27 protein-coding genes, 17 tRNA genes, 1 pseudogene and 1 riboswitch are annotated in these 24214 nt (G+C 43.3%); of the genes and pseudogenes, 33 read left to right on the forward strand and 12 right to left on the reverse strand.

All coding sequences use genetic code 11. The annotated features are described in order from the left end of the window. The first annotated feature begins 181 nt into the window (after positions 1-181). The 17 genes from Q4443_RS04060 (at position 182) to Q4443_RS04140 (ending at position 1682) form a co-directional block, all read left to right on the forward strand. A tRNA-Val gene (locus Q4443_RS04060) sits at positions 182-254 on the forward strand. A 2-nt stretch (positions 255-256) separates the two neighbouring features. Further along, a tRNA-Asp gene (locus tag Q4443_RS04065) sits at positions 257-329 on the forward strand. A gap of 24 nt (positions 330-353) precedes the next feature. Further along, positions 354-426: transfer RNA gene (locus tag Q4443_RS04070), tRNA-Lys, on the forward strand. Positions 427-431: 5 nt separating this feature from the next. After that, positions 432-513 (forward strand) — tRNA-Leu (locus Q4443_RS04075). A gap of 12 nt (positions 514-525) precedes the next feature. Continuing rightward, positions 526-598 (forward strand) — tRNA-Thr (locus tag Q4443_RS04080). Positions 599-625: 27 nt separating this feature from the next. Then, positions 626-697 (forward strand) — tRNA-Gly (locus Q4443_RS04085). A 7-nt stretch (positions 698-704) separates the two neighbouring features. Next, positions 705-790, forward strand: a tRNA-Leu gene (locus Q4443_RS04090). Positions 791-801: 11 nt separating this feature from the next. Beyond that, a tRNA-Arg gene (locus tag Q4443_RS04095) sits at positions 802-875 on the forward strand. Between the two features lie 15 nt (positions 876-890). After that, positions 891-964: transfer RNA gene (locus Q4443_RS04100), tRNA-Pro, on the forward strand. A 5-nt stretch (positions 965-969) separates the two neighbouring features. After that, positions 970-1043: transfer RNA gene (locus Q4443_RS04105), tRNA-Met, on the forward strand. A gap of 13 nt (positions 1044-1056) precedes the next feature. Then, a tRNA-Ile gene (locus Q4443_RS04110) sits at positions 1057-1130 on the forward strand. Positions 1131-1141: 11 nt separating this feature from the next. Further along, positions 1142-1231: transfer RNA gene (locus Q4443_RS04115), tRNA-Ser, on the forward strand. 11 nt (positions 1232-1242) lie between these two features. Further along, a tRNA-Met gene (locus tag Q4443_RS04120) sits at positions 1243-1316 on the forward strand. Positions 1317-1319: 3 nt separating this feature from the next. Further along, positions 1320-1392: transfer RNA gene (locus Q4443_RS04125), tRNA-Phe, on the forward strand. A 16-nt stretch (positions 1393-1408) separates the two neighbouring features. Continuing rightward, positions 1409-1479 (forward strand) — tRNA-Gly (locus tag Q4443_RS04130). 35 nt (positions 1480-1514) lie between these two features. Beyond that, positions 1515-1588: transfer RNA gene (locus Q4443_RS04135), tRNA-Ile, on the forward strand. Between the two features lie 6 nt (positions 1589-1594). Next, positions 1595-1682: transfer RNA gene (locus tag Q4443_RS04140), tRNA-Ser, on the forward strand. 76 nt (positions 1683-1758) lie between these two features. Here Q4443_RS04140 and birA read toward each other — a convergent pair. Next, positions 1759-2694: a bifunctional biotin--[acetyl-CoA-carboxylase] ligase/biotin operon repressor BirA gene (gene birA / locus Q4443_RS04145; protein WP_000835305.1), complete on the reverse strand. Its 936-nt coding sequence runs from the start codon at positions 2692-2694 to the stop codon at positions 1759-1761. A 270-nt stretch (positions 2695-2964) separates the two neighbouring features. Here birA and Q4443_RS04150 point away from each other — a divergent pair, with 270 nt between their 5' ends. The 9 genes from Q4443_RS04150 to Q4443_RS04190 all read left to right on the forward strand — a co-directional run bounded on the left by Q4443_RS04150 (position 2965) and on the right by Q4443_RS04190 (position 11095). After that, positions 2965-4158 carry an O-antigen ligase gene (locus tag Q4443_RS04150; RefSeq protein WP_049519720.1) on the forward strand — a complete coding sequence of 398 codons (1194 nt, stop codon included), beginning with the start codon at positions 2965-2967 and terminating at the stop codon, positions 4156-4158. Between the two features lie 139 nt (positions 4159-4297). Beyond that, a complete protein-coding gene (locus tag Q4443_RS04155) occupies positions 4298-4741 on the forward strand; it encodes a MarR family winged helix-turn-helix transcriptional regulator (protein WP_049519666.1) in 444 nt (147 codons plus the stop codon). 3 nt (positions 4742-4744) lie between these two features. Next, positions 4745-5509, forward strand: a complete 765-nt coding sequence (locus Q4443_RS04160; protein ID WP_000043865.1) for a nuclear transport factor 2 family protein — start codon at positions 4745-4747, stop codon at positions 5507-5509. A gap of 14 nt (positions 5510-5523) precedes the next feature. Beyond that, positions 5524-6252 carry an ABC transporter ATP-binding protein gene (locus Q4443_RS04165; protein ID WP_303407997.1) on the forward strand — a complete coding sequence of 243 codons (729 nt, stop codon included), beginning with the start codon at positions 5524-5526 and terminating at the stop codon, positions 6250-6252. Beyond that, positions 6245-7765 carry an ABC transporter permease/substrate-binding protein gene (locus Q4443_RS04170; RefSeq protein ID WP_049519670.1) on the forward strand — a complete coding sequence of 507 codons (1521 nt, stop codon included), beginning with the start codon at positions 6245-6247 and terminating at the stop codon, positions 7763-7765. Before Q4443_RS04165 ends, Q4443_RS04170 begins: the two co-directional genes overlap by 8 nt. A gap of 337 nt (positions 7766-8102) precedes the next feature. Beyond that, on the forward strand, positions 8103-8705 hold the full coding sequence (locus tag Q4443_RS04175; protein ID WP_049519671.1) for a hypothetical protein: 603 nt from the start codon (positions 8103-8105) through the stop codon (positions 8703-8705). After that, positions 8705-9496: an energy-coupling factor transporter transmembrane component T gene (locus tag Q4443_RS04180; RefSeq protein ID WP_193389634.1), complete on the forward strand. Its 792-nt coding sequence runs from the start codon at positions 8705-8707 to the stop codon at positions 9494-9496. Before Q4443_RS04175 ends, Q4443_RS04180 begins: the two co-directional genes overlap by 1 nt. Then, on the forward strand, positions 9472-10308 hold the full coding sequence (locus Q4443_RS04185) for an ABC transporter ATP-binding protein (protein ID WP_049519673.1): 837 nt from the start codon (positions 9472-9474) through the stop codon (positions 10306-10308). The genes Q4443_RS04180 and Q4443_RS04185 overlap by 25 nt, the downstream gene beginning before the upstream one ends. After that, the gene (locus Q4443_RS04190) at positions 10295-11095 is read left to right on the forward strand and encodes an energy-coupling factor ABC transporter ATP-binding protein (protein ID WP_049478413.1); all 801 of its coding nucleotides are present in this window, start codon (positions 10295-10297) and stop codon (positions 11093-11095) included. Before Q4443_RS04185 ends, Q4443_RS04190 begins: the two co-directional genes overlap by 14 nt. 224 nt (positions 11096-11319) lie before the next feature. Here Q4443_RS04190 and Q4443_RS04195 read toward each other — a convergent pair whose 3' ends face one another. Genes Q4443_RS04195 through Q4443_RS04210 form a run of 4 tightly spaced genes read right to left on the reverse strand, consistent with a single transcriptional unit; the run spans position 11320 to position 12654 of the window. Then, positions 11320-11481: a hypothetical protein gene (locus Q4443_RS04195; RefSeq protein WP_001062367.1), complete on the reverse strand. Its 162-nt coding sequence runs from the start codon at positions 11479-11481 to the stop codon at positions 11320-11322. Beyond that, complete coding sequence (locus tag Q4443_RS04200; RefSeq protein ID WP_001152920.1) at positions 11469-11696, reverse strand: hypothetical protein; 228 nt, start codon at positions 11694-11696, stop codon at positions 11469-11471. The genes Q4443_RS04195 and Q4443_RS04200 overlap by 13 nt, the downstream gene beginning before the upstream one ends. Positions 11697-11708: 12 nt before the next feature. Further along, on the reverse strand, positions 11709-11966 hold the full coding sequence (locus Q4443_RS04205) for a plasmid replication protein (protein ID WP_001287840.1): 258 nt from the start codon (positions 11964-11966) through the stop codon (positions 11709-11711). Continuing rightward, positions 11959-12654, reverse strand: coding sequence for an IS6 family transposase (locus Q4443_RS04210; protein ID WP_080978842.1), 696 nt, complete (start codon positions 12652-12654; stop codon positions 11959-11961). The genes Q4443_RS04205 and Q4443_RS04210 overlap by 8 nt, the downstream gene beginning before the upstream one ends. Before the next feature lie 39 nt (positions 12655-12693). Between Q4443_RS04210 and pnuC the strand changes: the two are divergent. After that, a pseudogene (gene pnuC, locus Q4443_RS04215) lies at positions 12694-13200 on the forward strand (nicotinamide riboside transporter PnuC); the annotation flags it as partial. A 37-nt stretch (positions 13201-13237) separates the two neighbouring features. Here pnuC and Q4443_RS04220 read toward each other — a convergent pair. After that, on the reverse strand, positions 13238-13570 hold the full coding sequence (locus Q4443_RS04220; protein WP_042902620.1) for a hypothetical protein: 333 nt from the start codon (positions 13568-13570) through the stop codon (positions 13238-13240). 26 nt (positions 13571-13596) lie between these two features. Then, positions 13597-14151 (reverse strand): TetR/AcrR family transcriptional regulator, encoded by a 555-nt coding sequence (locus Q4443_RS04225; RefSeq protein ID WP_042902742.1) that lies wholly within the window; start codon positions 14149-14151, stop codon positions 13597-13599. A gap of 132 nt (positions 14152-14283) precedes the next feature. On the opposite strand from Q4443_RS04225, the gene Q4443_RS04230 reads away from it, so the two are divergent. Next, a complete protein-coding gene (locus tag Q4443_RS04230; RefSeq protein ID WP_042902621.1) occupies positions 14284-15174 on the forward strand; it encodes a cation diffusion facilitator family transporter in 891 nt (296 codons plus the stop codon). Between the two features lie 33 nt (positions 15175-15207). Here Q4443_RS04230 and galR read toward each other — a convergent pair whose 3' ends face one another. Further along, positions 15208-16212 (reverse strand): DNA-binding transcriptional regulator GalR, encoded by a 1005-nt coding sequence (galR, locus tag Q4443_RS04235; RefSeq protein WP_049519678.1) that lies wholly within the window; start codon positions 16210-16212, stop codon positions 15208-15210. A gap of 163 nt (positions 16213-16375) precedes the next feature. Here galR and Q4443_RS04240 point away from each other — a divergent pair, with 163 nt between their 5' ends. The 3 genes from Q4443_RS04240 (at position 16376) to Q4443_RS04250 (ending at position 19528) form a co-directional block, all read left to right on the forward strand. Next, positions 16376-17554 (forward strand): galactokinase, encoded by a 1179-nt coding sequence (locus Q4443_RS04240; protein ID WP_000189888.1) that lies wholly within the window; start codon positions 16376-16378, stop codon positions 17552-17554. Positions 17555-17572: 18 nt separating this feature from the next. Further along, positions 17573-19054 (forward strand): UDP-glucose--hexose-1-phosphate uridylyltransferase, encoded by a 1482-nt coding sequence (locus tag Q4443_RS04245; RefSeq protein ID WP_049519680.1) that lies wholly within the window; start codon positions 17573-17575, stop codon positions 19052-19054. Between the two features lie 69 nt (positions 19055-19123). After that, positions 19124-19528 (forward strand): PaaI family thioesterase, encoded by a 405-nt coding sequence (locus Q4443_RS04250; RefSeq protein ID WP_000651198.1) that lies wholly within the window; start codon positions 19124-19126, stop codon positions 19526-19528. A 33-nt stretch (positions 19529-19561) separates the two neighbouring features. Here Q4443_RS04250 and Q4443_RS04255 read toward each other — a convergent pair whose 3' ends face one another. The 4 genes from Q4443_RS04255 to Q4443_RS04270 form a co-directional block, all read right to left on the reverse strand. Further along, on the reverse strand, positions 19562-20824 hold the full coding sequence (locus Q4443_RS04255; protein ID WP_049519682.1) for a nucleobase:cation symporter-2 family protein: 1263 nt from the start codon (positions 20822-20824) through the stop codon (positions 19562-19564). Continuing rightward, a complete protein-coding gene (locus Q4443_RS04260) occupies positions 20824-21405 on the reverse strand; it encodes a xanthine phosphoribosyltransferase (protein WP_000770378.1) in 582 nt (193 codons plus the stop codon). Before Q4443_RS04260 ends, Q4443_RS04255 begins: the two co-directional genes overlap by 1 nt. 120 nt (positions 21406-21525) lie before the next feature. After that, positions 21526-21621: riboswitch (purine riboswitch) on the reverse strand. Between the two features lie 133 nt (positions 21622-21754). Then, entirely contained in the window at positions 21755-22141 is a 387-nt protein-coding gene (locus Q4443_RS04265) for a VOC family protein (RefSeq protein ID WP_000386238.1), read from the reverse strand. Between the two features lie 11 nt (positions 22142-22152). Beyond that, positions 22153-22980 (reverse strand): exodeoxyribonuclease III, encoded by an 828-nt coding sequence (locus Q4443_RS04270; RefSeq protein WP_004256024.1) that lies wholly within the window; start codon positions 22978-22980, stop codon positions 22153-22155. Between the two features lie 133 nt (positions 22981-23113). Here Q4443_RS04270 and Q4443_RS04275 point away from each other — a divergent pair, with 133 nt between their 5' ends. Further along, positions 23114-23569: a DUF3290 family protein gene (locus Q4443_RS04275; protein WP_000675331.1), complete on the forward strand. Its 456-nt coding sequence runs from the start codon at positions 23114-23116 to the stop codon at positions 23567-23569. After that, positions 23566-24201 (forward strand): DUF421 domain-containing protein, encoded by a 636-nt coding sequence (locus Q4443_RS04280; RefSeq protein ID WP_000174450.1) that lies wholly within the window; start codon positions 23566-23568, stop codon positions 24199-24201. Before Q4443_RS04275 ends, Q4443_RS04280 begins: the two co-directional genes overlap by 4 nt. Positions 24202-24214 lie beyond the last annotated feature (13 nt).

Here is a 24214-nt window from a genome sequence, read left to right on the forward strand (position 1 = left end):
CGAACACAGCAGTTAAGCCCTAGAACGCCGGAAGTAGTTGGGGGTTGCCCCCTGTGAGATATGGAAGTCGCTTAGCTCGAGGGAGTTTAGCTTAGTTGTAATTGAGAGGAAATCGAAATTACAATCGGCGGATGAGAGAAACGAAGTTTCTTACCGTTGGCTGAGCTAGACTCCGCCCTTTGGGAGTTTAGCTCAGCTGGGAGAGCATCTGCCTTACAAGCAGAGGGTCAGCGGTTCGATCCCGTTAACTCCCATAGGTCCCGTAGTGTAGCGGTTATCACGTCGCCCTGTCACGGCGAAGATCGCGGGTTCGATTCCCGTCGGGACCGTTTAAGATAACGGAAGTTATTTTAGACTCGTTAGCTCAGTTGGTAGAGCAATTGACTTTTAATCAATGGGTCACTGGTTCGAGCCCAGTACGGGTCATATTTGCGGGTTTGGCGGAATTGGCAGACGCACCAGATTTAGGATCTGGCGCTTAACGGCGTGGGGGTTCAAGTCCCTTAACCCGCATAATAGAAAGTAGCCGGCTTAGCTCAGTTGGTAGAGCATCTGATTTGTAATCAGAGGGTCGCGTGTTCAAGTCATGTAGCCGGCATTTTTTTATATAGAATAAGAGGTCGATGCGAACGTAGTTCAGTGGTAGAACACCACCTTGCCAAGGTGGGGGTCGCGGGTTCGAATCCCGTCGTTCGCTTAGAGAGGCCGGGGTGGCGGAACTGGCAGACGCACAGGACTTAAAATCCTGCGATTGGTAACGATCGTACCGGTTCGATTCCGGTCCTCGGCATATAATGATGAGCACCCTTAGCTCAACTGGATAGAGTACCTGACTACGAATCAGGCGGTTAGAGGTTCGACTCCTCTAGGGTGCATTTTTTTATTTAACGCGGGAAGTAGCTCAGCTTGGTAGAGTACTTGGTTTGGGACCAAGGTGTCGCAGGTTCGAATCCTGTCTTCCCGATTCATGGCGGTGTAGCTCAGCTGGCTAGAGCGTCCGGTTCATACCCGGGAGGTCGGGGGTTCGATCCCCTTCGCCGCTATATTGATCTTGTTGGACCTTTAGCTCAGCTGGTTAGAGCTCTCGGCTCATAACCGAGTGGTCGTAGGTTCAAGTCCTACAAGGTCCATTGTAAATAATGGAGGATTACCCAAGTCCGGCTGAAGGGAACGGTCTTGAAAACCGTCAGGCGTGTAAAAGCGTGCGTGGGTTCGAATCCCACATCCTCCTTTTTATATTAACGCGGGATGGAGCAGCTCGGTAGCTCGTCGGGCTCATAACCCGAAGGTCGTAGGTTCAAATCCTGCTCCCGCAATTTGGCTCGGTAGCTCAGTTGGTAGAGCAATGGATTGAAGCTCCATGTGTCGGCGGTTCGATTCCGTCTCGCGCCATATTTTATTTTATTAAGCGGGTGTAGTTTAGTGGTAAAACTACAGCCTTCCAAGCTGTTGTCGCGAGTTCGATTCTCGTCACCCGCTTTGAACTTTGTTCAATTACCAAGTTTTTTAAACTTGGGCGCGTAGCTCAGGTGGTTAGAGCGCACGCCTGATAAGCGTGAGGTCGGTGGTTCGAGTCCACTCGTGCCCATTAATAGGAGAATTACTCAAGAGGCTGAAGAGGACGGTTTGCTAAATCGTTAGGTCGGGTAACCGGCGCGGGGGTTCGAATCCCCCATTCTCCGTACGTTAAGAGAGCTGTTAGGCTCTTTTTTTGTATGTAAATCCCCCTTCTAAATCATTAAAAGGGGGATTTGTTTATTACCAACCCGTTAGTGATATTTCTCCGCTATTTAGCCAGATAGTATGTTTATCTTCAAATTCGACTTGTAGTTGGCCGGATTCTGAGATTTCTTTTGCAAGACCTTTCTCAAATTTTCCGTCTAGCTGGAAAGTAACTTCTTTTCCAAGAACGATTGATCTTTCTTTATAGATATAAAGTAGCTCATCTGAATCCGTATTGTAGAAACAATTCCATATTTCGCTGATGAGCTCATTACGACTAATTGGTGCAGGTGGCATAAATAGGCTGCCTGCTTTTTCTTTGAGGTTATCTGGGAAGTCTGCTATAGAAAAATTTATACCAAGTCCGATAATGACGTCTGTAACCAAGCCTGTCTCAACTGATGTCATCGCTTCAGTGAGGATACCTGCTATCTTTTTATTTTTAAAGTAGATGTCATTTACCCATTTGATATCTACTTCTATCATAGTTAGGTTTTTAATGGCTTTGTAGACTGCAGCAGCTACAAGGAGAGTATAGGAAGGGAGTTTTTCATAAGGAAGATTGGGTTGAACATGCAGGGACATATAGATCCCCCCCTGAGATGGAGAATAGTAGCGGCGCTGAAAGCGGCCACGACCTGCTGTTTGACAGGTTGAAAGATAGAGTGTATTTCCTTTGTTTCCAGCTTCAATCCCTTCTTTTGCATCTGTTTGGGTTGATTTGGTCTCAGGTTTGTAGCGAATGGTTAAGTTGGTGTTCTCCTGAATCAAATCAGGCAATATCAGATCGCCTTGAATAAGCTTATAGCCTCTATTTTTGATACTGTCAATTTCTAGGCCTTCTTGTTGAAGACGTTGGATCGCTTTCCATATGGATGTACGGCTTAAATTCAGTTCTTCTCCGATTTTTTCTCCGCTAACATAATCGTTTTCTCTAGCTAATATTTGGTAGACTAGTTGGTGTGATTTCATTGATTTTCCTTTATACAGATTTGTTCTATAGTGATTTTTAAAGCTTTCTTTTATTCTACCACAGCTTTCTTTAATTTAGGGAAATGAACAGTTGTAGGGGAGCAATAATTGCTTTGTAAAATTTCTCTCCTTAAAAATTTTTCTAAATATTCACTGATTTTTTCTTTTTGGTAGCGTGTTCATTGTTCCCAAATGACGGAAAAAATGGTAGAATATAAAGATAGTTTAGCATTTATCTTCTGGAGAAATCCAGAACAGAAAGGATCCGTTTTGAAATCAATTGGATTACTGGATAAGATAAGAGGGCTTTCGAAAAAAGATTTCTTTTTGTATTTGATGATCATAAGTATCTTTTTACCTTTTTATTTGTTCTTAGCCCTCTTTGCTTTATATTTGATAGGTTTACTTGTTACTGGGGAGATGAAGGGAATTATCAAAGGATTGTTCAAACATCTTGTACTTCTCTTTTTTATTGCCTACAGTAGTATCATCTCTATTGTCGCCAAGAACTGGCTTGGATTGGTTGCATCTTTACTGATGTTTCTCTTCCTCGTTTTCTTTAGTTATTACCAGAAACGTCTGACACATGCTTTCTTTCGACTGATACTGCAGACAATCTTGTTTGGTAGTGTGCTCTCTGCGGCTTTTGCTACTTTGGAGCATTTCCAAATTGTAAAGAAATTTAACTATGCCTTTCTTTCTCCCAATATGCAAGTGTGGCACCAGAACCGTGCAGAGGTCACCTTCTTTAATCCTAACTACTATGGGATCATTTGTTGCTTCTGTATCATGATTGCCTTTTATCTCTTTACAACGACGAAGTTAAGATGGTTGAAAGTCTTTTGTGTGCTAGCAGGTTTTGTGAATCTATTTGGTTTGAATTTTACGCAAAATAGAACAGCCTTTCCTGCCATCATCGCTGGTGCCATCATTTATCTCTTTACAACCATTAAAAACTGGAAGGCCTTTTGGCTTAGTATCGGGGTCTTTGCGATTGGCTTGAGTTTCCTTTTTTCTAGTGATTTGGGAGTTCGGATGGGGACTTTAGATTCCTCTATGGAAGAACGCATTTCTATCTGGGATGCTGGGATGGCCTTGTTTAAGCAAAATCCTTTTTGGGGGGAGGGGCCATTGACCTATATGCACTCTTATCCTCGGATAAATGCTCCTTATCATGAACATGCTCACAGCCTTTATATTGATACGATTCTGAGTTACGGAATTGTGGGAACCATTTTATTAGCTTTGTCTTCTGTTGCTCCTGTTCGTTTGATGATGGATATGAGTCAGGAGTCGGGGAAACGTCCAATTATCGGTCTTTATCTATCTTTCCTTACAGTGGTTGCTGTGCATGGAATCTTTGACTTGGCCCTTTTCTGGATTCAGTCAGGCTTCATTTTCTTGTTAGTTATGTGCAGTATTCCATTGGAGCGTCGAACTTTGGTATCAGACATGACGGATTAAGTTTATAAGATTGAAATCTTCTACCTTGAGTAGGAGATTTTTTACTGAGAAAAATTAGTTCTAAATCGAAATAGTTGACAGATGGAATGGCAGGTGTTACAATAAAAACAATTCGATATAGAAATAAATTGGAGAGATCATGAAGGATAGTCATTTAGTAGCCCATCATATTCGTTTGTTAAATGGGCGGATTTTTCAAAAGTTACTGAGTCAGGATCCTGAGGCTCTTTATCGGAGTGAACAGGGCAAGATTTTAGCGGTTTTATGGAATAGTGAAACTGGCTGTGCAACTGTGACAGATATTGCGCTGGCGACTGGTCTCGCTAACAATACGCTCACAACCATGATAAAGAAACTTGAGGAGCAAAACCTGGTCATCATTAGCCCATGTGGAATAGATAAGAGAAAGAAATATGTCAAGTTGACAGAGCAAGGTTGGTCCCAGAAAGAAGTTGGCAATCGCATCAGTCAAAAGTTGGATGCTATTTTTTATAAAGGATTCTCTGAGGAAGAAATTCGCCAGTTTGAAAGTTATCAGGAACGCATTTTGGACAATCTGAAAGAGAAAGCAAATGAGGAATAAAATATGTCAAAACAAGTGAAAAATGCTCACAACCTATACATTCATGCTATTCAAGATGGACGAGTTGCCGAGGCTCAGGCCCAGTCTGTAGGAGATACCTACATTCAACACTCGACAGGTGTGCCAGATGGGAAAGAAGGATTTGCAGCTTTCTTTGCAAATTTCTTTGAGCGCCATCCCGAGCGTGAGATGAAAATTGTTCGCACTATTGAAGACGGCAATCTAGTCTTCGTCCATGTTCATCAATATCTCAATGGCGGGGAAGCTCAATGGGTGACGACAGATACTTTCCGTGCGGATGAGAATGGTCGTATCGTGGAGCATTGGGATGTTATTGACTACTATCGAACACCTGAAAACGGCCAATTAGACCAGATTTTTGGAGATTTTAAGATCAAGGATTTGGATAAGACAGCAGAAAATAAAAAAACTGTTCGCCGTTTCTTGACAGAAATTTTCCAAAATGGGGAGCTAGAGCAGTGGAGTGATTATGTGGCAGAAGATTTGATTCAGCATAATCATGAGATTAGACAAGGAAGTGCTGCTTATAAAAACTATGTGGCTGAACATGGTGTCACTTTTGACTTTGTTTTCCAACTTTTGGGACAAGGAAATTATGTGGTCAGCTATGGACAGACTCAGATAGATGGGGTGCCTTATGCTGAGTATGACATCTTCCGTTTGGAGAATGGCTTGATTGTGGAGCATTGGGATAATAAGGAAGTCATGCCTAAGGTAGATGACTTGACGAATCGAGGAAAGTTTTAAATAGAGGACAAAGAATGATTGAATACAAAAATGTAGCGCTACGCTATACAGAAAAAGATGTTTTGAGAGATGTCAATTTACGGATTGAGAATGGAGAGTTCATGGTTTTAGTGGGTCCTTCTGGATCTGGTAAGACGACCATGATCAAGATCATTAATCGTCTTTTGGAACCAACTGATGGAAATATATACATGGATGGTAAGCGCATCAAAGACTATGATGAGCGTGAGCTTCGTCTTTCTACTGGCTATGTTTTACAGGCCATTGCTCTGTTTCCCAATCTAACGGTTGCGGAAAATATTGCCCTCATTCCAGAAATGAAGGGCTGGACTAAGGAAGAAATTGCTCAGAAAACAGAAGAGCTTTTGGCTAAGGTTGGTTTACCGATAGATGAGTATGGGCATCGACTTCCGAGTGCATTATCTGGTGGAGAACAGCAACGGGTCGGCATTGTCCGTGCCATGATTGGTCAGCCTAAGATTTTGCTTATGGATGAACCCTTTTCGGCTTTGGACGCTATTTCGAGAAAACAGTTGCAGGTTCTGACGAAAGAATTGCATAAAGAGTTTGGAATGACAACGATTTTTGTGACCCATGATACGGATGAAGCTTTGAAATTAGGTGATCGTATTGCTGTCTTGCAGGACGGAGAGATTCGTCAGGTGGCGAATCCTGAGACGATTTTAAAAGCTCCTGCAACAGACTTTGTAGCAGACTTGTTTGGAGGTAGTGTTCATGACTAATTTGATATCAACTTTTCAGGAGCGTTTTAGTGATTGGGTAACAGCTCTATCTCAACATTTGCAGTTGTCACTTTTGACCTTGTTACTAGCTATTTTTATTGCTATTCCCTTGGCTGTTTATCTTCGCTATCATGAGAAGTTGGCGGACTGGGTCTTGCAGATTGCAGGAATTTTCCAGACTATCCCGTCTCTGGCCTTGTTGGGACTCTTTATCCCCTTGATGGGAATTGGAACCTTGCCTGCTTTGACGGCTCTAGTGATTTATGCGATTTTCCCAATTTTGCAAAATACCATCACTGGGCTAAAGGGAATTGATCCAAGTCTGCAAGAGGCTGGGATTGCCTTTGGGATGACCAGGTGGGAGCGTCTCAAGAAGTTTGAAATTCCACTTGCCATGCCTGTCATAATGTCTGGTATTCGGACGGCGGCGGTTTTGATTATCGGTACGGCAACCTTGGCTGCCTTGATTGGGGCAGGGGGACTGGGTTCTTTTATCCTTTTGGGAATTGACCGTAATAATACCAGTCTGATTTTGATTGGGGCCCTTTCTTCAGCAGTGCTTGCCATTGCCTTTAACTTCCTACTAAAAGTGATGGAAAAAGCAAAATTGCGGACGATTTTCTCTGGTTTTGCCTTGGTGACCATATTGCTCGGTCTGTCTTATAGTCCAGCCCTCTTAGCTCAAAAAGAGAAAGAAAACTTGGTGATTGCTGGGAAATTGGGACCTGAACCAGAAATTTTGGCAAATATGTATAAGTTGCTGATTGAAGAAAATACCAGTATGACTGCGACTGTTAAGCCGAATTTTGGGAAAACAAGCTTCCTCTATGAAGCTCTGAAAAAAGGGGACATTGATATCTATCCTGAATTTACTGGTACGGTGACTGAAAGTTTGCTTCAGCCATCACCCAAGGTAGGTCATGGGCCAGATCAGGTTTATCAGGTGGCGCGTGATGGCATTGCCAAACAGGATCATCTGGCCTATCTAAAACCTATGTCTTATCAAAATACCTACGCTGTAGCTGTTCCGAAAAAGATTGCTCAAGAATATGGCTTGAAGACCATTTCGGACTTGAAAAAAGTGGAAGGGCAGTTGAAGGCAGGCTTTACACTCGAATTTAATGACCGAGAAGATGGCAATAAGGGCTTGCAATCAATGTATGGTCTCAATCTCAATGTAGCGACTATGGAGCCAGCTCTTCGCTATCAGGCAATTCAGTCAGGCGATATTCAAATCACAGATGCCTATTCGACAGATGCAGAGTTGGCGCGTTATGATTTGCAGGTCTTGGAGGATGACAAGCAACTCTTCCCACCTTATCAAGGAGCGCCACTCATGAAAGAAGCTCTTCTCAAGAAACATCCTGAGTTGGAGACAGTTCTCAATAAACTAGCAGGTAAAATTACTGAAAGCCAGATGAGCCAGCTCAACTACCAAGTCGGTGTTGAAGGCAAGTCAGCAGAACAAGTAGCCAAGGAGTTTTTACAAGAACAAGGTTTGTTGAAGAAATAGCTTGAAAATGCTAAACTCAACTTTGCTAAACGACCATATAGAAAATGCTCAGACAATCTTGTCTGGGCATTTTTAGTGCCAGAAATAAAGATTTTCATTTTTAAATGGAAAATAAGAGGAAATTTTCAGGATTTTCTAGATTTTCACTGTAAATACACTTGACTATTCACAAAATAGGTGTATAATGTGTTGTGAACTACTTAACAAATAAAGATTTACAGCTCATGTCGACTAAGGATGGAAATCTTGTGTATAGACAGTTCAGTAGATATATAATAGAGCGTTGCGTCCGAAAGTCTATCCAGACACGGCTCTTTAAAAACAAAAGGAGAAGATTATGAAAACAGAACCGATTCATCGTACCAGTATGTGGAAATTTAAGTTAAGTGCTGCCACCATGACTTTGATTCCCGCTGCCGTGGGGATTAACTATGTTGCCAAAGCCTTGGCGGAGGGGTTAAAGTTGCCCGTTTGGCTGGGGTCTTTGGGAACCTTTCTTACCAGCATGTTGGCTGGGCCGGTTGCCGGTGCCATTAGTGGTTTCATCAACAACGTGATCTATGGGCTGACCTTATCGCCAATTTCAACCGTGTATGCGATTACCAGCATCGGAATTGGGATTGCTGTCGGAGTTTTGCACGCCAATGGGTGGTTCTCGTCAGCGCGACGAGTATTTGTTTCTGCTATTATTATTGCCATCGTTTCAGCTGTCATTTCAACGCCACTCAACGTCATCTTTTGGGGTGGTCAGACCGGTATCGCTTGGGGTGACTCATTGTTTGCGGTAATGGTCGCCAATCATGCACCAGTGTGGCTGGCCTCATTTATCGATGAGTTTGTCTTGGATATTTTGGATAAAGTCTGCGTGGCCTACCTGGCATTCTTCATCTATCGTCAGCTTCCGAAGCGGATGGTGCACTTCTTTAGAGATGATAAATGATGACTGATAAAACATTGATTTCTGGAGCGCCACGGGTCAAGCTCAAGTGGTACCAGGTGATCGATCCGATTACTAAGCTCTTGTTCATCTTGGACATGACGTTGTTGAGCTTTGCCAGTATGAATTTATTGCTTCAGGCCGGATTAATTCTTGTCGCAACACTGCTATTGTTATTTTCCAAATTGAGTTCTACCACCTTTAAGGCGCTGGGATTCAGCCTGTTTCTGATTTGCACCATGCTGATCATCCAAGGGTTATTTTACAGTCGGAATCAAACTGTGCTGTTTTCTGTGCTTGGGGTGTCGTTCTACAAAGAGGGCCTGATTTACGCCACCACTCTGGGTTGTCGAGTATTGGTGATTATTTTGACCAGTGGCTTTTTTATAGTGACCACGAGTATTTCAGAAAACGCGGCCTATTTGGAACTGTCCGGATTGTCTTATAAAACCGTCTACGTTCTGATGTCGGTGTGTTATATTTTGCCGGAAATGATGCGCAATATGCGGAAAATCCAGCAGGCACAAAAAGTTCGCGGAACCAATCCGCAAAAAACGTTGATTCAGAAATTAAAGTCAGTCCTGCCGGTTCTAATTCCATTGGTGATTAAGACCTTGGATCAATCGATGACGCGGTCGATTTCTCTCCAACTGAGAGGTTTTGATAATCTCAACCGGACTGTCAGAACCTCCCAGCGCGTGTATCGCCTGTCGCGGACGCTGCACATTGGTCTGACAGGATTGGCAATTTTATTGATTGGGTGGAAGATATGGACGAAGATAAACGGATTGTAATTGAAAATTTGACCACCCGTTATTCGGGTACTGAGCAACCACAACTGCGTCAGATTAACGCGGAGGTTCATTCCGGCCAGGTGGTTGGGATTATCGGGAATAGCCACTCCGGCAAATCGACTTTGTGCCGTGTGCTGGCAGGGGTCATTCCCAAAATTGTGTCTGCTGAGATTGAGGGCGATTGGCACATGTTTGGCCAGCGAGTGTCTGACAATTGGCCCGTTTATAATGCCATGAATGGAGTTGTACTGCAAAATCCAGCTGGTCAACTAAGCGGGTTGGCAGACACGGTTGCCGATGAAATCGCCTTTGACTTGATTAATCAGGGAATGGCTGAAGGACTGATTCAAAAACGGGTTGAAGAAGTTGCCACGCAAATGGGGCTGATTGAACAGCTGAATTTGCGTCCCGAGAGCCTTTCCGGTGGTCAGATCCAGCGGTTGGCAATTGCCACGGCGATTGTGGCTAATCCGGCTGTTTTGATTATGGATGATCCGACCAGTGAGATGGATCCCCTTGGCCGCCGGCAATTTTTCCAATGGCTGGCCCAAGTCAAAGAGACGACTGTCTTCATTGTCACCAGTGAAATTGACGATTTGTGCGAAGTCGCCGACGTTGTGTGGGTGCTGCACGAGGGTCAAATGGTAGCCCAGGGCAGGCCGGGTGAGGTGTTTAATCATTTGGCAGCTGACTGGCAGATTCCAGCCCCGACAATCCAGCAACTTGCTCAAAAAATGGATTGGCACTTGGCTGATGGCCGGTATCCAGTGAATTACGCTGATCTGAAGGAGGTTCGTTATGTCCACAATTGAACTGAGCCACCTGACGTTCACTTATCCGGAACGGTCCTTTAGCTTGGATGTTGAAGACAAACACTTCGCCGATCCGATGGTGGCGATTGTCGGCCAAAATGGTGCCGGCAAATCAACGCTCTTCAAATTGTTGACGGGTTTGCTGACACCACAAACCGGTGTGATTAAGATCGATGGAGAAAATTTTAATGATCTTAAACCAGTCGAAAAGTTACTGAAGGTTGGGATTACTTTTCAGAATCCTGACGATCAGCTTTTCAACCCGACCGTTCAACGAGAGGTGGAGTGGAATGTCGCGCAGGTCATAGATGACCACGACACGATTACGAGGCGGGCTTTAGCGGCTCTAAAAAGAGTTGGCTTGGATGATAAAACAGCTGAAAGTCCATATGACCTGTCATTGTCGGAACGCAAGCTGTTGAGCGTTGCCACAGTTTTGGCAGTGGATCCGGCGATTTATTTATTTGATGAGCCGATGATGTCGCTTGATTGGGAAAGCCGGCGCAAGTTGACCGCAATTTTCCATCAGTTGGCTGATTCGGGCCACCAAGTTGTGACCATCACCCATGACATGGATTGGGTCGCCGCCGAGTTTGAATCGGTGTATGTTATGGAACACGGGAAGTTTGGCTTCGCCGGCAGTCCACGGGAATTGTTCAGCAATCACGAACTTGTCCAGCGAGTGGGATTACTACCACCGCGGATTATGGACATAGCGGAGTCGCTGGGTGATTCACAGACATATTTATCGGTTAATGATTATTGCCAGAAAAATCGAGATGTATAGAAAAAGTCACCTCTGCGGGTTTTCCAGGTTGAAGGATTAACTTCAGCTTCTGGCAAGAACTCACATGGGTGACTTTTGTGTTTAATAACGTTTCATGATCATCGGGTGCTTCCTCAGATCACTCGGTTTGATTTTACTTTGTTTCATGGTCATAATCATATACCATTTCTTTTGGATTTTTTGTTTGACTAATACAAAATAGGTCTTCATAGGTCTTCGCATTTTTAGCGCCCATTAGGATCATCAGTATAATTTTCTGAATTAGGAGACTGTCCCATCACTATTCGAACTTCGTCTCCCAACTTACGCTGTTCCCATTCATCCGTGAATCCTTTAAATCGCAATTCTGGAACTTTCTTTTTAACTGAATCATCTATTTTCGCCATAGTCCCCACCATTTTATTGGTTTTTCTTGTTCTTCTATCCTTTTTTGATCTTTGATTTGTTCCTGTAAATTTTCCAACTTCTCTTTAAGAGCGTTCACTTCATCTTTATATTGATTGTCTAAGTGTTTGAATTCTGTTTCCTGTGAGGGCATTTTGAGGGCTTTTAAGTTATCATTTTCCGCCTTGTATTCTTCTAGCAACTTTTTATCTTGCAAGGCTAATCGTTGTTACTGGTCTAACAAATTAGTTAGTTTTTCTATTTGTTGGTCTTTGCTACTTATTTGTTGGTCTTTGGTATTTGATTTGCTACTACTTTCTACTTTACCTAAAATTATTTTTTCTGCTTTAGAATTTATTAGATTAGACCCATTGGAACTTTTAAGCTGTAATTCTTTTGGTAACCTTTGGTAGTGATATTGAATATTTTGTTTTGTAACACTCAACTCATCCGCCAGCTCTTTGATCGTTTTTAAGTCTTCACTCATGGTTTAAGTCCTGCCTTTTAACCGTTGGTAGATATTGTTCAATGACTTTTTTGAGGTAGCGTGCGATATTATGCTTAGAATATTCTTCACGTCTGCTGGCAACATAAGACAAGTGGTCTTTAACACTATTTAGCCCTCTTAATTCTTTCAGTTCGTCATAGAGGGGGTAAACATGGACTTGCAATCCTGCCATGATTTTTGTATCTTGCATTTCAAACGGACTTAGCAACATATTTTCTAGCAATAGCGTGGTGTACTTGCTTTTCATTGCTTCAATAGCTAGCTTATCTTCGGTTTCTGCTTTGCGTGCTTTATCTTCTTGATAGGCGGTATCTTCTAACTTATAGCTGTTATCGTCTGCTCGACGTTTCTTTCGTAACCAGATATCCAATGTTAAACCGTCCGCATCAATCGCTCGATAGAGATAATGCCAACGCCCCTTAATTTTGATATAGGTTTCATCCATTTTCCACGAATAGAAGGACTGTTTATTTTTCTTTTTCCAGAGATGATAGAGGATTTTACTGTATTCTTGAACCCACCGATAAATCGTAGTGTGACAAACATTTATTCCACGGTCATAAAGCAATTCCTGAACTTCACGATAGCTCAGATTGTAACGTAGGTAATAACCAACAGCGACAATGATGACGTCTTGTTGGAATTGTTTGCCTTTAAAATGATTCATCTCTCAAGCCTTACTAACCTTTTTTCTGCTCTTTGAGAAGCTGAAGGTCGTGCTAGTAACTACCTATTTGGTTTGATTAATTCCATCATTTATCTGGTGCTTGCCCTTCAAAAAGGCTTCTATGGTGAGGTTTTAACAACTCTCTATTTTACAATTATGCAGCCAATTGGACTTCTAGTGTGGATCTACCAAGCACAGTTCAAGAAAGAAAAGTAGGAGTTTGTCGCGCGTAAACTGGACGGCAAGGGTTGGACCAAGTATCTTTCCGTTAGTGTTCTTTGGTGGTTGGCCTTTGGATTCATTTATCAGTCTATCGGAGCCAATCGTCCTTATCGCGATTCCATCACCGATGCGACCAATGGGGTTGGGCAAATCCTCATGACAGCTGTTTACCGTGAACAATGGATATTCTGGGCTTCTACCAATGTCTTTTCAATCTATCTCTGGTGGGGAGAAAGCCTGCAAATCCAAGGGAAATACCTAATTTATCTCATCAATAGTCTAGTTGGGTGGTATCAGTGGAGCAAGGCAGCAAAAAGCGCTTAAAAAAGTAAAAAAAGGATCAGATGATCCTTTTTTTGTGTTAGAGCAAAATGAATAATACCGTAATGATAATAGCGGTCGTTATACGAACGATGTGGTGCGAGATATGTTGTTTTTCTTTCTGTTGGCCGTTCCAGTAGGCACCATAGCAGACGATACTCGAGCCCACAATCCATAGAAGAATGGTTGCAAGTGGGACGAAGTAAAAGATAGCTAGAGCCAAAGAGGTGAGACAACTGCCGACCAAGATACACTTGTTTCCCAAACTGTAGTTCTTTTGTTTCATGGCTGAAAAGGCAGCAGCAAGGTGAAGCAATGAGAAGGCGAGAGCTAGTACAATTGTTAGTATTCCTAGAATCATCGAAGTTAACATAGTTGGTTCCTTTCTGAGTTTCAGGCTTAGTTATCAAGTGGAGTTGTAGAGGTCATCTCCATTACATCAAGGTAAAATCTCACCACTTGCTCTTCGGTATAAGATTTTCCTTTTTTTAGCCACCAAGTTAGGGTCTCGATAAAGTTCGTCACAACAAAATGCTGGAGGTAGGAGGCCGGAATGTTTGGATAGGCCTCTTGCAAGTCATCCGCCACCATGGGATAAACGTGGTGTTCGAGTTCCTTGTGTAGTTGGCGGAGGAAGTAGTCGTTTTTAGAAAAAAGGAGACTGGTGACATGGTCCTGGTTTTTCTGAAAATGTAAAAAGATATGTGCGAGGTAATCCTTGGTCGTAAAGTGTCCTTCCCTTTCAAAGAGATGATGAAAGAGGTAGCGACAGAGCTCATCTAAAAGGAGTTCCTTACTTTCATAGTGACAGTAAAAAGTAGAACGTCCAACATCTGCTAGGTCAATGATATCCTGGACAGTAGTGGCATCATAGCCCTTGTCGTTCAAAAGTTGTAAAAAAGCTTGATAGATAGCTTTTTTCGTCTTACTAACCCGACGGTCTCTTTTTGGCATATAGACACTTGAGACAAACTGTTCAGAACTGAACATAGTTTACAGTTTGCTTCTATCCTTTCTTTGAATTTTATTAGATAATACAAATGAAAGAAGTATGTATATACCCATTATACCAAAGGAGGGAGAGAAATGAGTTCTAAAACATCTATCTGGTTAGCTTTTTTCTTAAATTTAAGCTATGCGATTGTTGAGTTTATAGCAGGAGGAATCTTTGGTTCGAGTGCAGTTCTTGCTGATTCTGTTCACGACCTGGGAGATGCTATGGCCATTGGCATCTCAGCCCTTTTAGAAACGATTTCCAATCGTGAAGAAGATAGACAGTACACCTTGGGTTACAAACGCTTTAGTCTTTTAGGGGCCATGCTAACGGCTGTGATTCTTATGATAGGGTCTGTCCTAGTGATCTTGGAAAATGTCACAAAGATCGTTCACCCTCAACCCGTTAATGAAAATGGTATCCTATGGCTGGGAATCATTGCAGTGGCTATTAATGTGCTAGCTAGTCTAGTAGTCCGTAAAGGAAAGACAAAGAACGAGTCTATTCTTAGCTTGCATTTTTTGGAAGACACCCTTGGTTGGCTGGCTGTCATCCTAATGGCGATTATCCTCCGATTTACAGATTGGTATATCCTCGATCCGCTTTTATCGCTGGTTATTTCTATCTTTATTCTGTCGAAAGCCATTCCTCGCTTTTGGTCTACCCTTAAGATTTTCTTAGATGCTGTGCCTGAAGGTATCGAGACTGCTAAGCTAGAGAAAGAGTTAGCAAGGCTAACTAATGTTAAAAGTGTAAATCAACTCAGTATTTGGTCCATGGATGGTCTGGAAAATGACGCCATTGTTCACCTCTGTATCGAGGACGGGGAGCAGATGATGGGGACCAAAGAAGCAGTGCGTCAATGTTTAGAAGAAAGAGGCGTGCAGAATATTACTATTGAAGTGGACAGCAGTCAAAGCAATCATGCGCAACATAGGCGGAGGGTGAGAGAGTTAGAGCAGAAGCATGGGCATCATCAGTAGAAAAACGATCTCGCTAGAGGTCGTTTTGTTATCCTATTCATTCCTCGTACTTTCTCTCAAAGTCAGTCTGGTTCCCAGCATGGTTAGGCTAGGTATTTTGCGACCGTGGAGGACTTCCTTGTTAAGAATATCCATCCCTGCTCGGCCCATTTCCTCAGTATAGACAGTGATGCTTGAAAGAGGAGGATAGACCTGCTTGGTCAGGCTAGTGTCGTTAAAAGAAATGAGGCTGACGCGGTCTGGTAGGCTAATTCCAGCTTCTTGAAGGGCACGGAGGGCGCCGATGGCTAAACTATCGCTGGCTGCGAAAAAGGCTGGTGGGAATTGTTCTCCTAGCTTGTGAATGGCCTCCTTCATCAAGTCATAGCCAGACTGGGCAGTAAAGCTCCCTTGAAAGACCAGTTCTTCATGGTAGATTCCATTTGCTTGGGTAATGTCTTTGAAATTCTCTAGCCGCTTATCCTGGATAATTTCTTCCTGGTCGGTTGTTTCCTCAAGGCCTGTGAGAATTCCAATACGGTTCATCCCTTGGCTGAGGAAATGGTCTACAACTTGTTTCACAGCAGTGTAAAAGTCAGTGATAATACAGGTATGACCTAATGAGAGGGTATCGCTGTCTATAAAGACTAAAGGTTTTTGGTATTCTTCAAAGGCAGCAATCTGAGCTCGGCTGAACTTTCCGATGCAGAGAATGCCGATCACTTCCTCGCTTAATGTAAAAGGATGGTCGTTAAAATAGCGCAAGATATCATAGTCCAACTCTTGGGCTCTTTTTTCAATACCGAGACGAATCTGGTAGTAGTAGAGGTCGTCCAACTCCCCTTGTTCGCTGACCCATTGGATAATGGCAATCTTTTGCTTGGGCTTGTGGGATTCGCCTGTCTTGAGATGCTTGGTGTAGCCCAGCTCTTCAGCGACAGTTAAAATACGGTGTCTGGTTTCTTCTGTAACAGATAGACTCTGGTCGCGATTGAGGACACGAGATACGGTCGCGATAGAGACAGAGGCTAGCTGTGCGATGTCTTTTAAGGTAGCCATAAATCCTCCTCCTTTTAGGTTAGTATATCATATTTTTCTGCTTTTTACTGATAGTTTAGTAAAAGTTTAGTAAAAAGGATTGACCTTAGCAACTTCCTTGGATACAATAGAAGAAAACGATTACACGTTAAGGTGACTTAACGACAGTCAAAGGAGAATTTATATGACACAAGATCTTACTACTGAAGCCCTTCGCAAAGACTTTCTTGCCGTTTTTGGTCAAGAAGCAGACCAAACTTTCTTTTCACCAGGTCGTATCAATTTGATTGGTGAACACACAGACTACAACGGTGGGCACGTTTTTCCAGCTGCTATTTCCTTGGGAACCTATGGAGCGGCTCGCAAGCGTGACGACCAAGTCTTGCGTTTCTACTCAGCCAACTTTGAGGACAATGGTATCATCGAAGTGCCTCTTGCTGACCTCAAATTTGAAAAAGAGCACAGCTGGACCAACTATCCAAAAGGGGTTCTTCATTTCTTGCAAGAAGCTGGACATGTGATTGACAAAGGGTTTGATTTTTATGTTTATGGGAATATCCCAAATGGTGCAGGCTTGTCTTCATCAGCATCTTTGGAACTTTTGACAGGGGTTGTGGCAGAGCATCTCTTTGGTTTAAAACTAGACCGTTTGGATTTGGTTAAAATCGGAAAACAAACAGAAAATAACTTTATCGGAGTCAACTCTGGTATTATGGACCAGTTTGCTATCGGTATGGGAGCTGACCAACGGGCCATTTACCTGGATACCAATACGTTAGAATACGACTTGGTGCCACTTGATTTGAAGGACAATGTCGTTGTTATCATGAATACCAACAAACGTCGTGAACTGGCGGACTCTAAGTACAATGAACGCCGTGCTGAGTGTGAAAAAGCTGTCGAAGAATTGCAAGTTGCCTTGGATATTCAGACCTTGGGTGAATTGGATGAGTGGGCCTTTGACCAATACAGCTATCTGATTAAAGATGAAAATCGCTTAAAACGTGCTCGCCATGCTGTGCTTGAAAACCAACGTACCCTCAAAGCACAAGCAGCTCTTCAAGCAGGTGATTTGGAAACATTTGGTCGCTTGATGAATGCATCTCACGTTTCTCTAGAACATGACTATGAAGTAACTGGCTTGGAATTGGATACTCTTGTTCACACAGCTTGGGCTCAGGAAGGTGTTCTTGGTGCTCGTATGACAGGGGCAGGATTTGGCGGATGTGCCATTGCCTTGGTGCGAAAAGACGCTGTTGAGTCCTTTAAGGAAGCTGTAGGCAAGCACTACGAGGAAGTCGTTGGATATGCTCCTAGCTTCTATATCGCTGAAGTTGCAGGTGGCACTCGCGTCCTTGACTAGTTAAAAGGAGGCTTTATAGTGACCTTAGTAGATAAATTTGTAACACATGTTATTGCTGAAAGTTCATTTGAGGAAATGGATCGAATCTACCTAACCAATCGTGTTTTGGCGCGAGTGGGTGAAGGTGTTTTGGAAGTTGAGACTGATCTAGATAAATTGATTGACCTCAAGGACCAGCTGGTCGAGGAAGCGGTTCGATTAGAGACGATTGAGGATAATCAGGCTGCGCGTGAAATCCTCGGTTCTGAACTGATGGACTTGGTAACTCCTTGTCCAAGTCAGGTTAATCGTGACTTTTGGACAACCTATGCTCACTCTCCTGAGCAGGCGATAGGGGATTTTTACCAGCTCAGCCAGAAAAATGACTACATCAAGCTCAAGGCTATTTCTAAGAATATTGCTTATCGTATTCCATCTGACTACGGAGAACTTGAGATCACCATCAACCTCTCTAAGCCTGAAAAGGATCCGAAAGAGATTGCAGCAGCCAAGTTGGTGCAAGCTAGCAATTATCCTCAGTGTCAGCTTTGTCTAGAGAATGAAGGCTACCATGGTCGAGTCAACCACCCAGCTCGCAGCAATCACCGCATTATCCGTTTCGAAATGGCGGGTCAGGAGTGGGGCTTCCAGTATTCGCCCTATGCTTATTTTAATGAGCACTGTATTTTCTTAGACGGTCAGCATCGACCTATGGCCATTAGTCGTCAGAGTTTTGAGCGTCTGCTGGCGATTGTAGAGCAGTTTCCTGGCTATTTTGCAGGCTCTAATGCCGACCTGCCAATTGTGGGGGGCTCTATTCTAACTCATGACCACTATCAAGGAGGCCGTCACGTATTTCCTATGGAATTGGCTCCTTTGCAAAAGACTTTCTGTTTTGCTGGTTTTGAGCAGGTCAAGGCTGGGATTGTTAAGTGGCCAATGTCAGTGCTACGTTTGACTTCAGATTCCAAGGAGGATTTGATTAACTTGGCTGACAAGATTTTACAGGAATGGCGACAGTATTCAGACCCTGAAGTCCAGATTTTAGCAGAGACAGACGGGACACCGCATCACACCATCACACCGATTGCTCGTAAACGCGATGGACAGTTTGAGTTGGACTTGGTCTTGCGGGACAATCAGACATCGCCAGAACATCCTGATGGCATCTATCATCCCCACAAGGATGTCCAACATATCAAGAAGGAAAATATCGGCTTGATTGAGGTCATGGGTTTGGCTATCCTGCCGCCACGTTTGAAAGCAGAAGTGGAACAGGTTGCTAGCTATCTTGTGGGAGATGATGATATAGTTGCCGACTATCATCAAGAATGGGCAGACCAGCTCAAAGCCCAACATCCGGACCTAGCAGATAAAGAAAAAGCCCTTGAAATCGTCAAGGACTCTGTGGGTGCTATTTTTGCACGTGTTTTGGAGGATGCAGGAGTTTACAAGCAGACGGAACAAGGACAGGCAGCTTTTATGCGTTTTGTTGAGCAGGTCGGAATTTTGCCAGACTAGGAGCTTTCTCCTTGCACAGTCCTATAAAAAGTAGTATCATAGTGTCGTTTGAACTATCAGGAGGAAACGATGAAAGATTTTCATTTTGATGCTATATCTGCCTTTGAAAATTACGAAATTGAAAAAATGAGAGATGGTCATGTTGTGGTGACGACAAAAGTAGTGGACTCGTCGCTCAACTACTATGGCAATGCCCATGGTGGCTATCTCTTTACCCTTTGTGACCAGATCAGTGGTTTGGTGGTTATCTCGCTGGGGCTTGATGGAGTGACACTCCAATCCTCTATCAACTACCTCAAGGCAGGAAAACTTGACGATGTACTGACCATTAAAGGAGAATGTGTCCATCAAGGTCGCACAACCTGTGTCGTGGATGTGGATATTACCAATCAAGAAGGCAGAAATGTCTGCAAAGCAACCTTTACCATGTTTGTCACAGGCCAGCGGTCAGAAGACAGACAGGTAAGGATATAGATAAACAAAAAAAGAGGTGTGAACCTCTTTTTCTTATTTCTTTTTCCTATTTAGGACGGCATTGAGGACAATGGCCAGTAGGCTGGCTACGACGATTCCGTTTGAGAAAAACATTTGGAAGGCTGTCGGCATGCTGACAAAGAGATTGCTATTGTTGAGTCCGACACCTGCAGCGATTGAGACAGCTGCGATAAGGAAGTTATGTTCATTGTTAGCAAAGTCAACACGGGCGAGGATTTGCATCCCTTGAAGGGAAACAAAACCAAACATCACCAGCATGGCCCCTCCAAGGACAGGGCTTGGAATGATTTGGGCGAGGGCGCCAAACTTAGGAAGGAGTCCAAGGAGAACTAGGAAACCAGCTGCGTAGTAGATTGGTAGGCGAGTCTTGATACCTGACAATTTAACCAAACCAACGTTTTGTGAAAATCCTGTGTAAGGGAAGGTGTTAAAGATTCCTCCGAGAAGGACAGCTAAACCTTCTGCGCGGTAACCGTTGCGCAGGCGCATGCTGTCGATTGGGTCATTGGTAATATCAGACAAGGCCAGGTAAACACCAGTGGATTCAACCATAGACACCGTTGCGATGATACACATCATGACAATAGAGGAGATTTCAAAGGTTGGCACCCCAAAGTAGAGGGGAGTTGGGACATGGACAAGTGGTGCTGCTACAACAGGGGAGAAATCAACCAAGCCCATGGTAGCAGCAATGGCAGTTCCGACAACCAACCCAATCAAAATGGAAATAGACTTGATAAATCCTTTGGTAAAGATGTTAATCAAGAGGATAATCAGAACAGTAATAGCAGCAAGCAAGAGACTTTGACCAGTTGGCTCTGGAACGTTATTCCCCATATTTCCAATAGCGACAGGAATCAAGGTCAATCCAATAGTCGTAATAACAGATCCTGTTACGATAGATGGGAAGAGATTGGCAACTTTTGAGAAAATGCCGGAAATCAGAACTACATAAATCCCAGAAACGATAAGGGCACCAAACATAGCACCGCTACCGTGGCTTTGCCCAATCATAATTAAAGGAGCGACGGACTGGAAGGCAACTCCGAGAACGACTGGTAGCCCAATCCCAAAGTATTTGTTGAGTTGGAGTTGGAGGAAGGTGGCCACCCCACACATGAAGATATCTGTGGAGATTAGGTAGGTCAACTGCTCAGCTGAATAGCCAAGAGCTGTCGCAATCATGATGGGAACCAGGATAGAACCTGAGTACATGGCTAGTAAGTGCTGCAAGCCAAGAACGGCTGCTTGTGAGTGTTTTTCTTGTTTTTGCATTAGAGATCTGCCTCCTTAAATACGACCTGACCATTTTCAAAACGATCCAAGCGAGCCAGTGATAGGACTGGATACCCTGCTTTTTCAAGCAAATCACGACCATCTTGGAAAGATTTTTCAATTACGATACCAATCGCTTCAACTTTTGCTCCAGCTTGTTCGATGATTTGGATCAAGCCTTTGGCAGCTTGGCCATTAGCAAGGAAATCGTCAATAATCAAGACCTTGTCCTCAGGTGAGAGGAATTTTCCAGCGATGGAAACGGTGCTGGTCACCTGCTTGGTAAAGGAGTAGACTTGGGCGGTTAAGATACCTTCGTTCATGGTGACGTTTTTAGCTTTCTTGGCGAAAAGCATGGGAACATTCAAGGCTTCAGATGTAAAAACGGCTGGGGCAATGCCTGAAGCTTCAATGGTCACGACCTTGGTAATGCCAGCAGAAGCGAATTGTTCCGCAAATACCTTACCAATCTCTCGCATCAAGCTAAAGTCAACTTGGTGGGTTAAAAAGGAATCCACCTTGAGGATATTGTCCCCCAAGATATGCCCATCCTCGATGATGCGCTCTTCTAATAATTTCATAAGACCTCCTAAAGTCTAAAAGATGCTTCATTTGCTTGTCTAGAGTTTCTACTATGTAATAGAAAAAGGACCTACTTAATCCCCTAAGTAAGTCCCCAAAATAGGCATGGCCAAAACCATACCTCCAGCTGACATACTCATTGTTAGGTGTTCCGGCACCTTGTAGAAACGTCGTGCCAATTCACGACATAAACAAGTAAAATGATATTCAATTTTAAACAGGCTGCTGCCAATGTTTATATTTTACACCAATTAGCTTTATAAATCAAATATTTTGTTAGTAAATAGATCATAAAAGCGAACGAATAAAAGGCTGCAATGCTAGATAGTATTGTAGCCTTTTATTCTTCTATTCGCTAAATCTTAAAAAATAGCCATCTGGATCCAAGACTGCAAATTCGTGAGGATAGATGTAGTGATCCCCAACACGAAATGTTCTCTTAGTCAAAGGACGATAAATAGGATAGTTGGCCTCCAGCAGTTTTTGGTGGAGCTGAGGGACATCTTCAATACCAAAGGAAATATTGACACCGCGCCCGAAAGGATAGGTTAGTTGGGCTAATTCTTCTGTGCTGCCTTCTTCTAGCATAAGTTGGCAGTCTTCAAGCGAGAGGAAGAGAAATTTCTCCTCTGGACGCTCGTATTCGACAGAAAATCCCAGCAAATCGCAGTAGAAGTGGCGTGACTTTTCGAGGTCAGATACTACAAATTCAGGAATGACAGCTTGATAGTCCATTCGTTTTCTCCTTAGAGCTCAATCTCCATGACAATGGGTGTATGGTCTTGGCGCGCACCGGAGTCAATCATATCAGACTTGGTTACCTTGTCAGCCACGCGGTTGCTGGTCAGCCAGTAGTCGATTCTCCAGCCTGTATTGTTGATTTTAGAAGTCTTGCTACGTTGTGCCCACCAAGTGTAGCGTTCTGGAACATCGCCATGAACATGACGGAAGGTGTCGGTAAATCCAGTTGCCAAAAGGTTGGTAAATCCAGCACGTTCCTCGTCGGTAAATCCAGGTGAACGGCGGTTGCTGGCAGGATTTGCAAGGTCGATTTCATTGTGGGCTACATTGTAGTCACCGGTCGCAAGGACTGGTTTTTCTTTGTCTAGTTCAGCCAAGTACTCCGCATATTTGACATCCCAGACTTGGCGTTCTTCCAAACGTTTGAGGCCGTCGCCAGCGTTTGGAGTGTAAACTTGGGTCACGAAAAATTCATCAAATTCTAGAGTGATGATGCGACCTTCTAAGTCCATGGTAGAAGGGGCACCGATTTCTGGAAAAGTGACAGTGGGTGTGAGTTCTTTCTTATAAAGGAACATGGTTCCAGCATAGCCTTTGCGGGCAGGTTCTTGAGAAGAACGCCACGTGTTTTCGTAGTTTGGAAAGAGTTCAGCTAAAATTTCCAAGTGTTTTTTAGTAGGACCCTTGGCAGAAAGCTTGGTTTCTTGGATAGCGATGATATCAGCATTTTCAGCGACCAAGGTTTGTAGTACTTCTTGGGACAATTTGGCACGAGTTGAGTCACTAGTTAGGGCAGCATTGAGGGAATCAATATTCCATGAGATGAGTTTCATAAAGTTACCTTTTTCATTCAGATTATAGATTTTATTATACCAAAAAAAGGTCCATTTCCCCAACGTATGGCTTGAAAAATCACTCTCTTTCGTTTATAATTAAGAATGATTTTATGAAAGGGAGTGAAAATAAATGAAATTTTACTCATATGACTATGTACTTAGCCAAATCAGTCAGCAAAATGGCATCATGATTGGCTTTGGGATTGTGCTCCTAGCTATCACAGGATTTTTTGCTTTTAAAGCCTATCGAGATAAAAAGGGGACTAAGTTTCGGGAATTGGTCATGATTTTGGCCTTGACCTTGGTGGCCATGCTTTTGGTGACAATCTCAAAATACCAGACCAATCAAGCCTCTAACAACCAATTTCAAACTTCACTTCATTTCATAGAGGTTGTTTCCAAAGACTTGGGAGTGGATAAATCAGAAGTTTATGTCAATACTTCTGCAGCCACTGATGGAGCGCTTGTCAAGGTAGGTCCAAATTTCTACCGCGCCATGAACGGGAGCCAACCAGACAAGTATCTTTTAGAGAAATTAGAATTGCATCAAACAGACGCTATTGAATTGGTGGAGGTAAATAAATGACACTCAATTATATGGAAATTTTAATCAAACTGGCCTTGGGTCTTTTCTCGCTTGTTTTTGTTATCAATGTGACAGGAAAGGGAAATCTGGCGCCTAACTCTGCGACAGACCAAATTCAGAACTATGTTCTCGGTGGTATTATCGGTGGGGTGATTTACAATAGTTCTATTAGCATTCTGCAGTACGCAGTGATTTTGATGATGTGGACGATTTTGGTCTTGACCCTCAAGTGGCTCAATAACAATGTTCGTTTTGTCAAACGCTTGATTGATGGAAAACCAACTCTCCTTATCAAAAATGGGCAGATTGACCCAGAAGCCTGTCGTTCAGTTGGTTTGTCTGCAGCAGAAGTTGCTCTCAAACTTCGTAGCCAAGGGATTTTCCAGATGAAACAGGTCAAATGCGCTGTGCAGGAGCAAAATGGCCAACTCATCGTGGTCCAAATGGGGGATGAAAATCCTAAGTATCCAGTTGTGACTGACGGTGTGATACAAGTCGATGTTTTGGAGTCGATTGGTCGTAACGAAGAGTGGTTGCTTGATAACCTCAGCAAGCAAGGGCATGACAATGTAGCCAATATCTTTATCGCTGAGTATGACAAGGGTGCGGTCACAGTCGTAACCTATGAATAAGAAAAACCTGGGG

Source organism: Streptococcus sp. GP0011, assembly GCF_030546305.1.
Lineage (GTDB): Bacteria > Bacillota > Bacilli > Lactobacillales > Streptococcaceae > Streptococcus.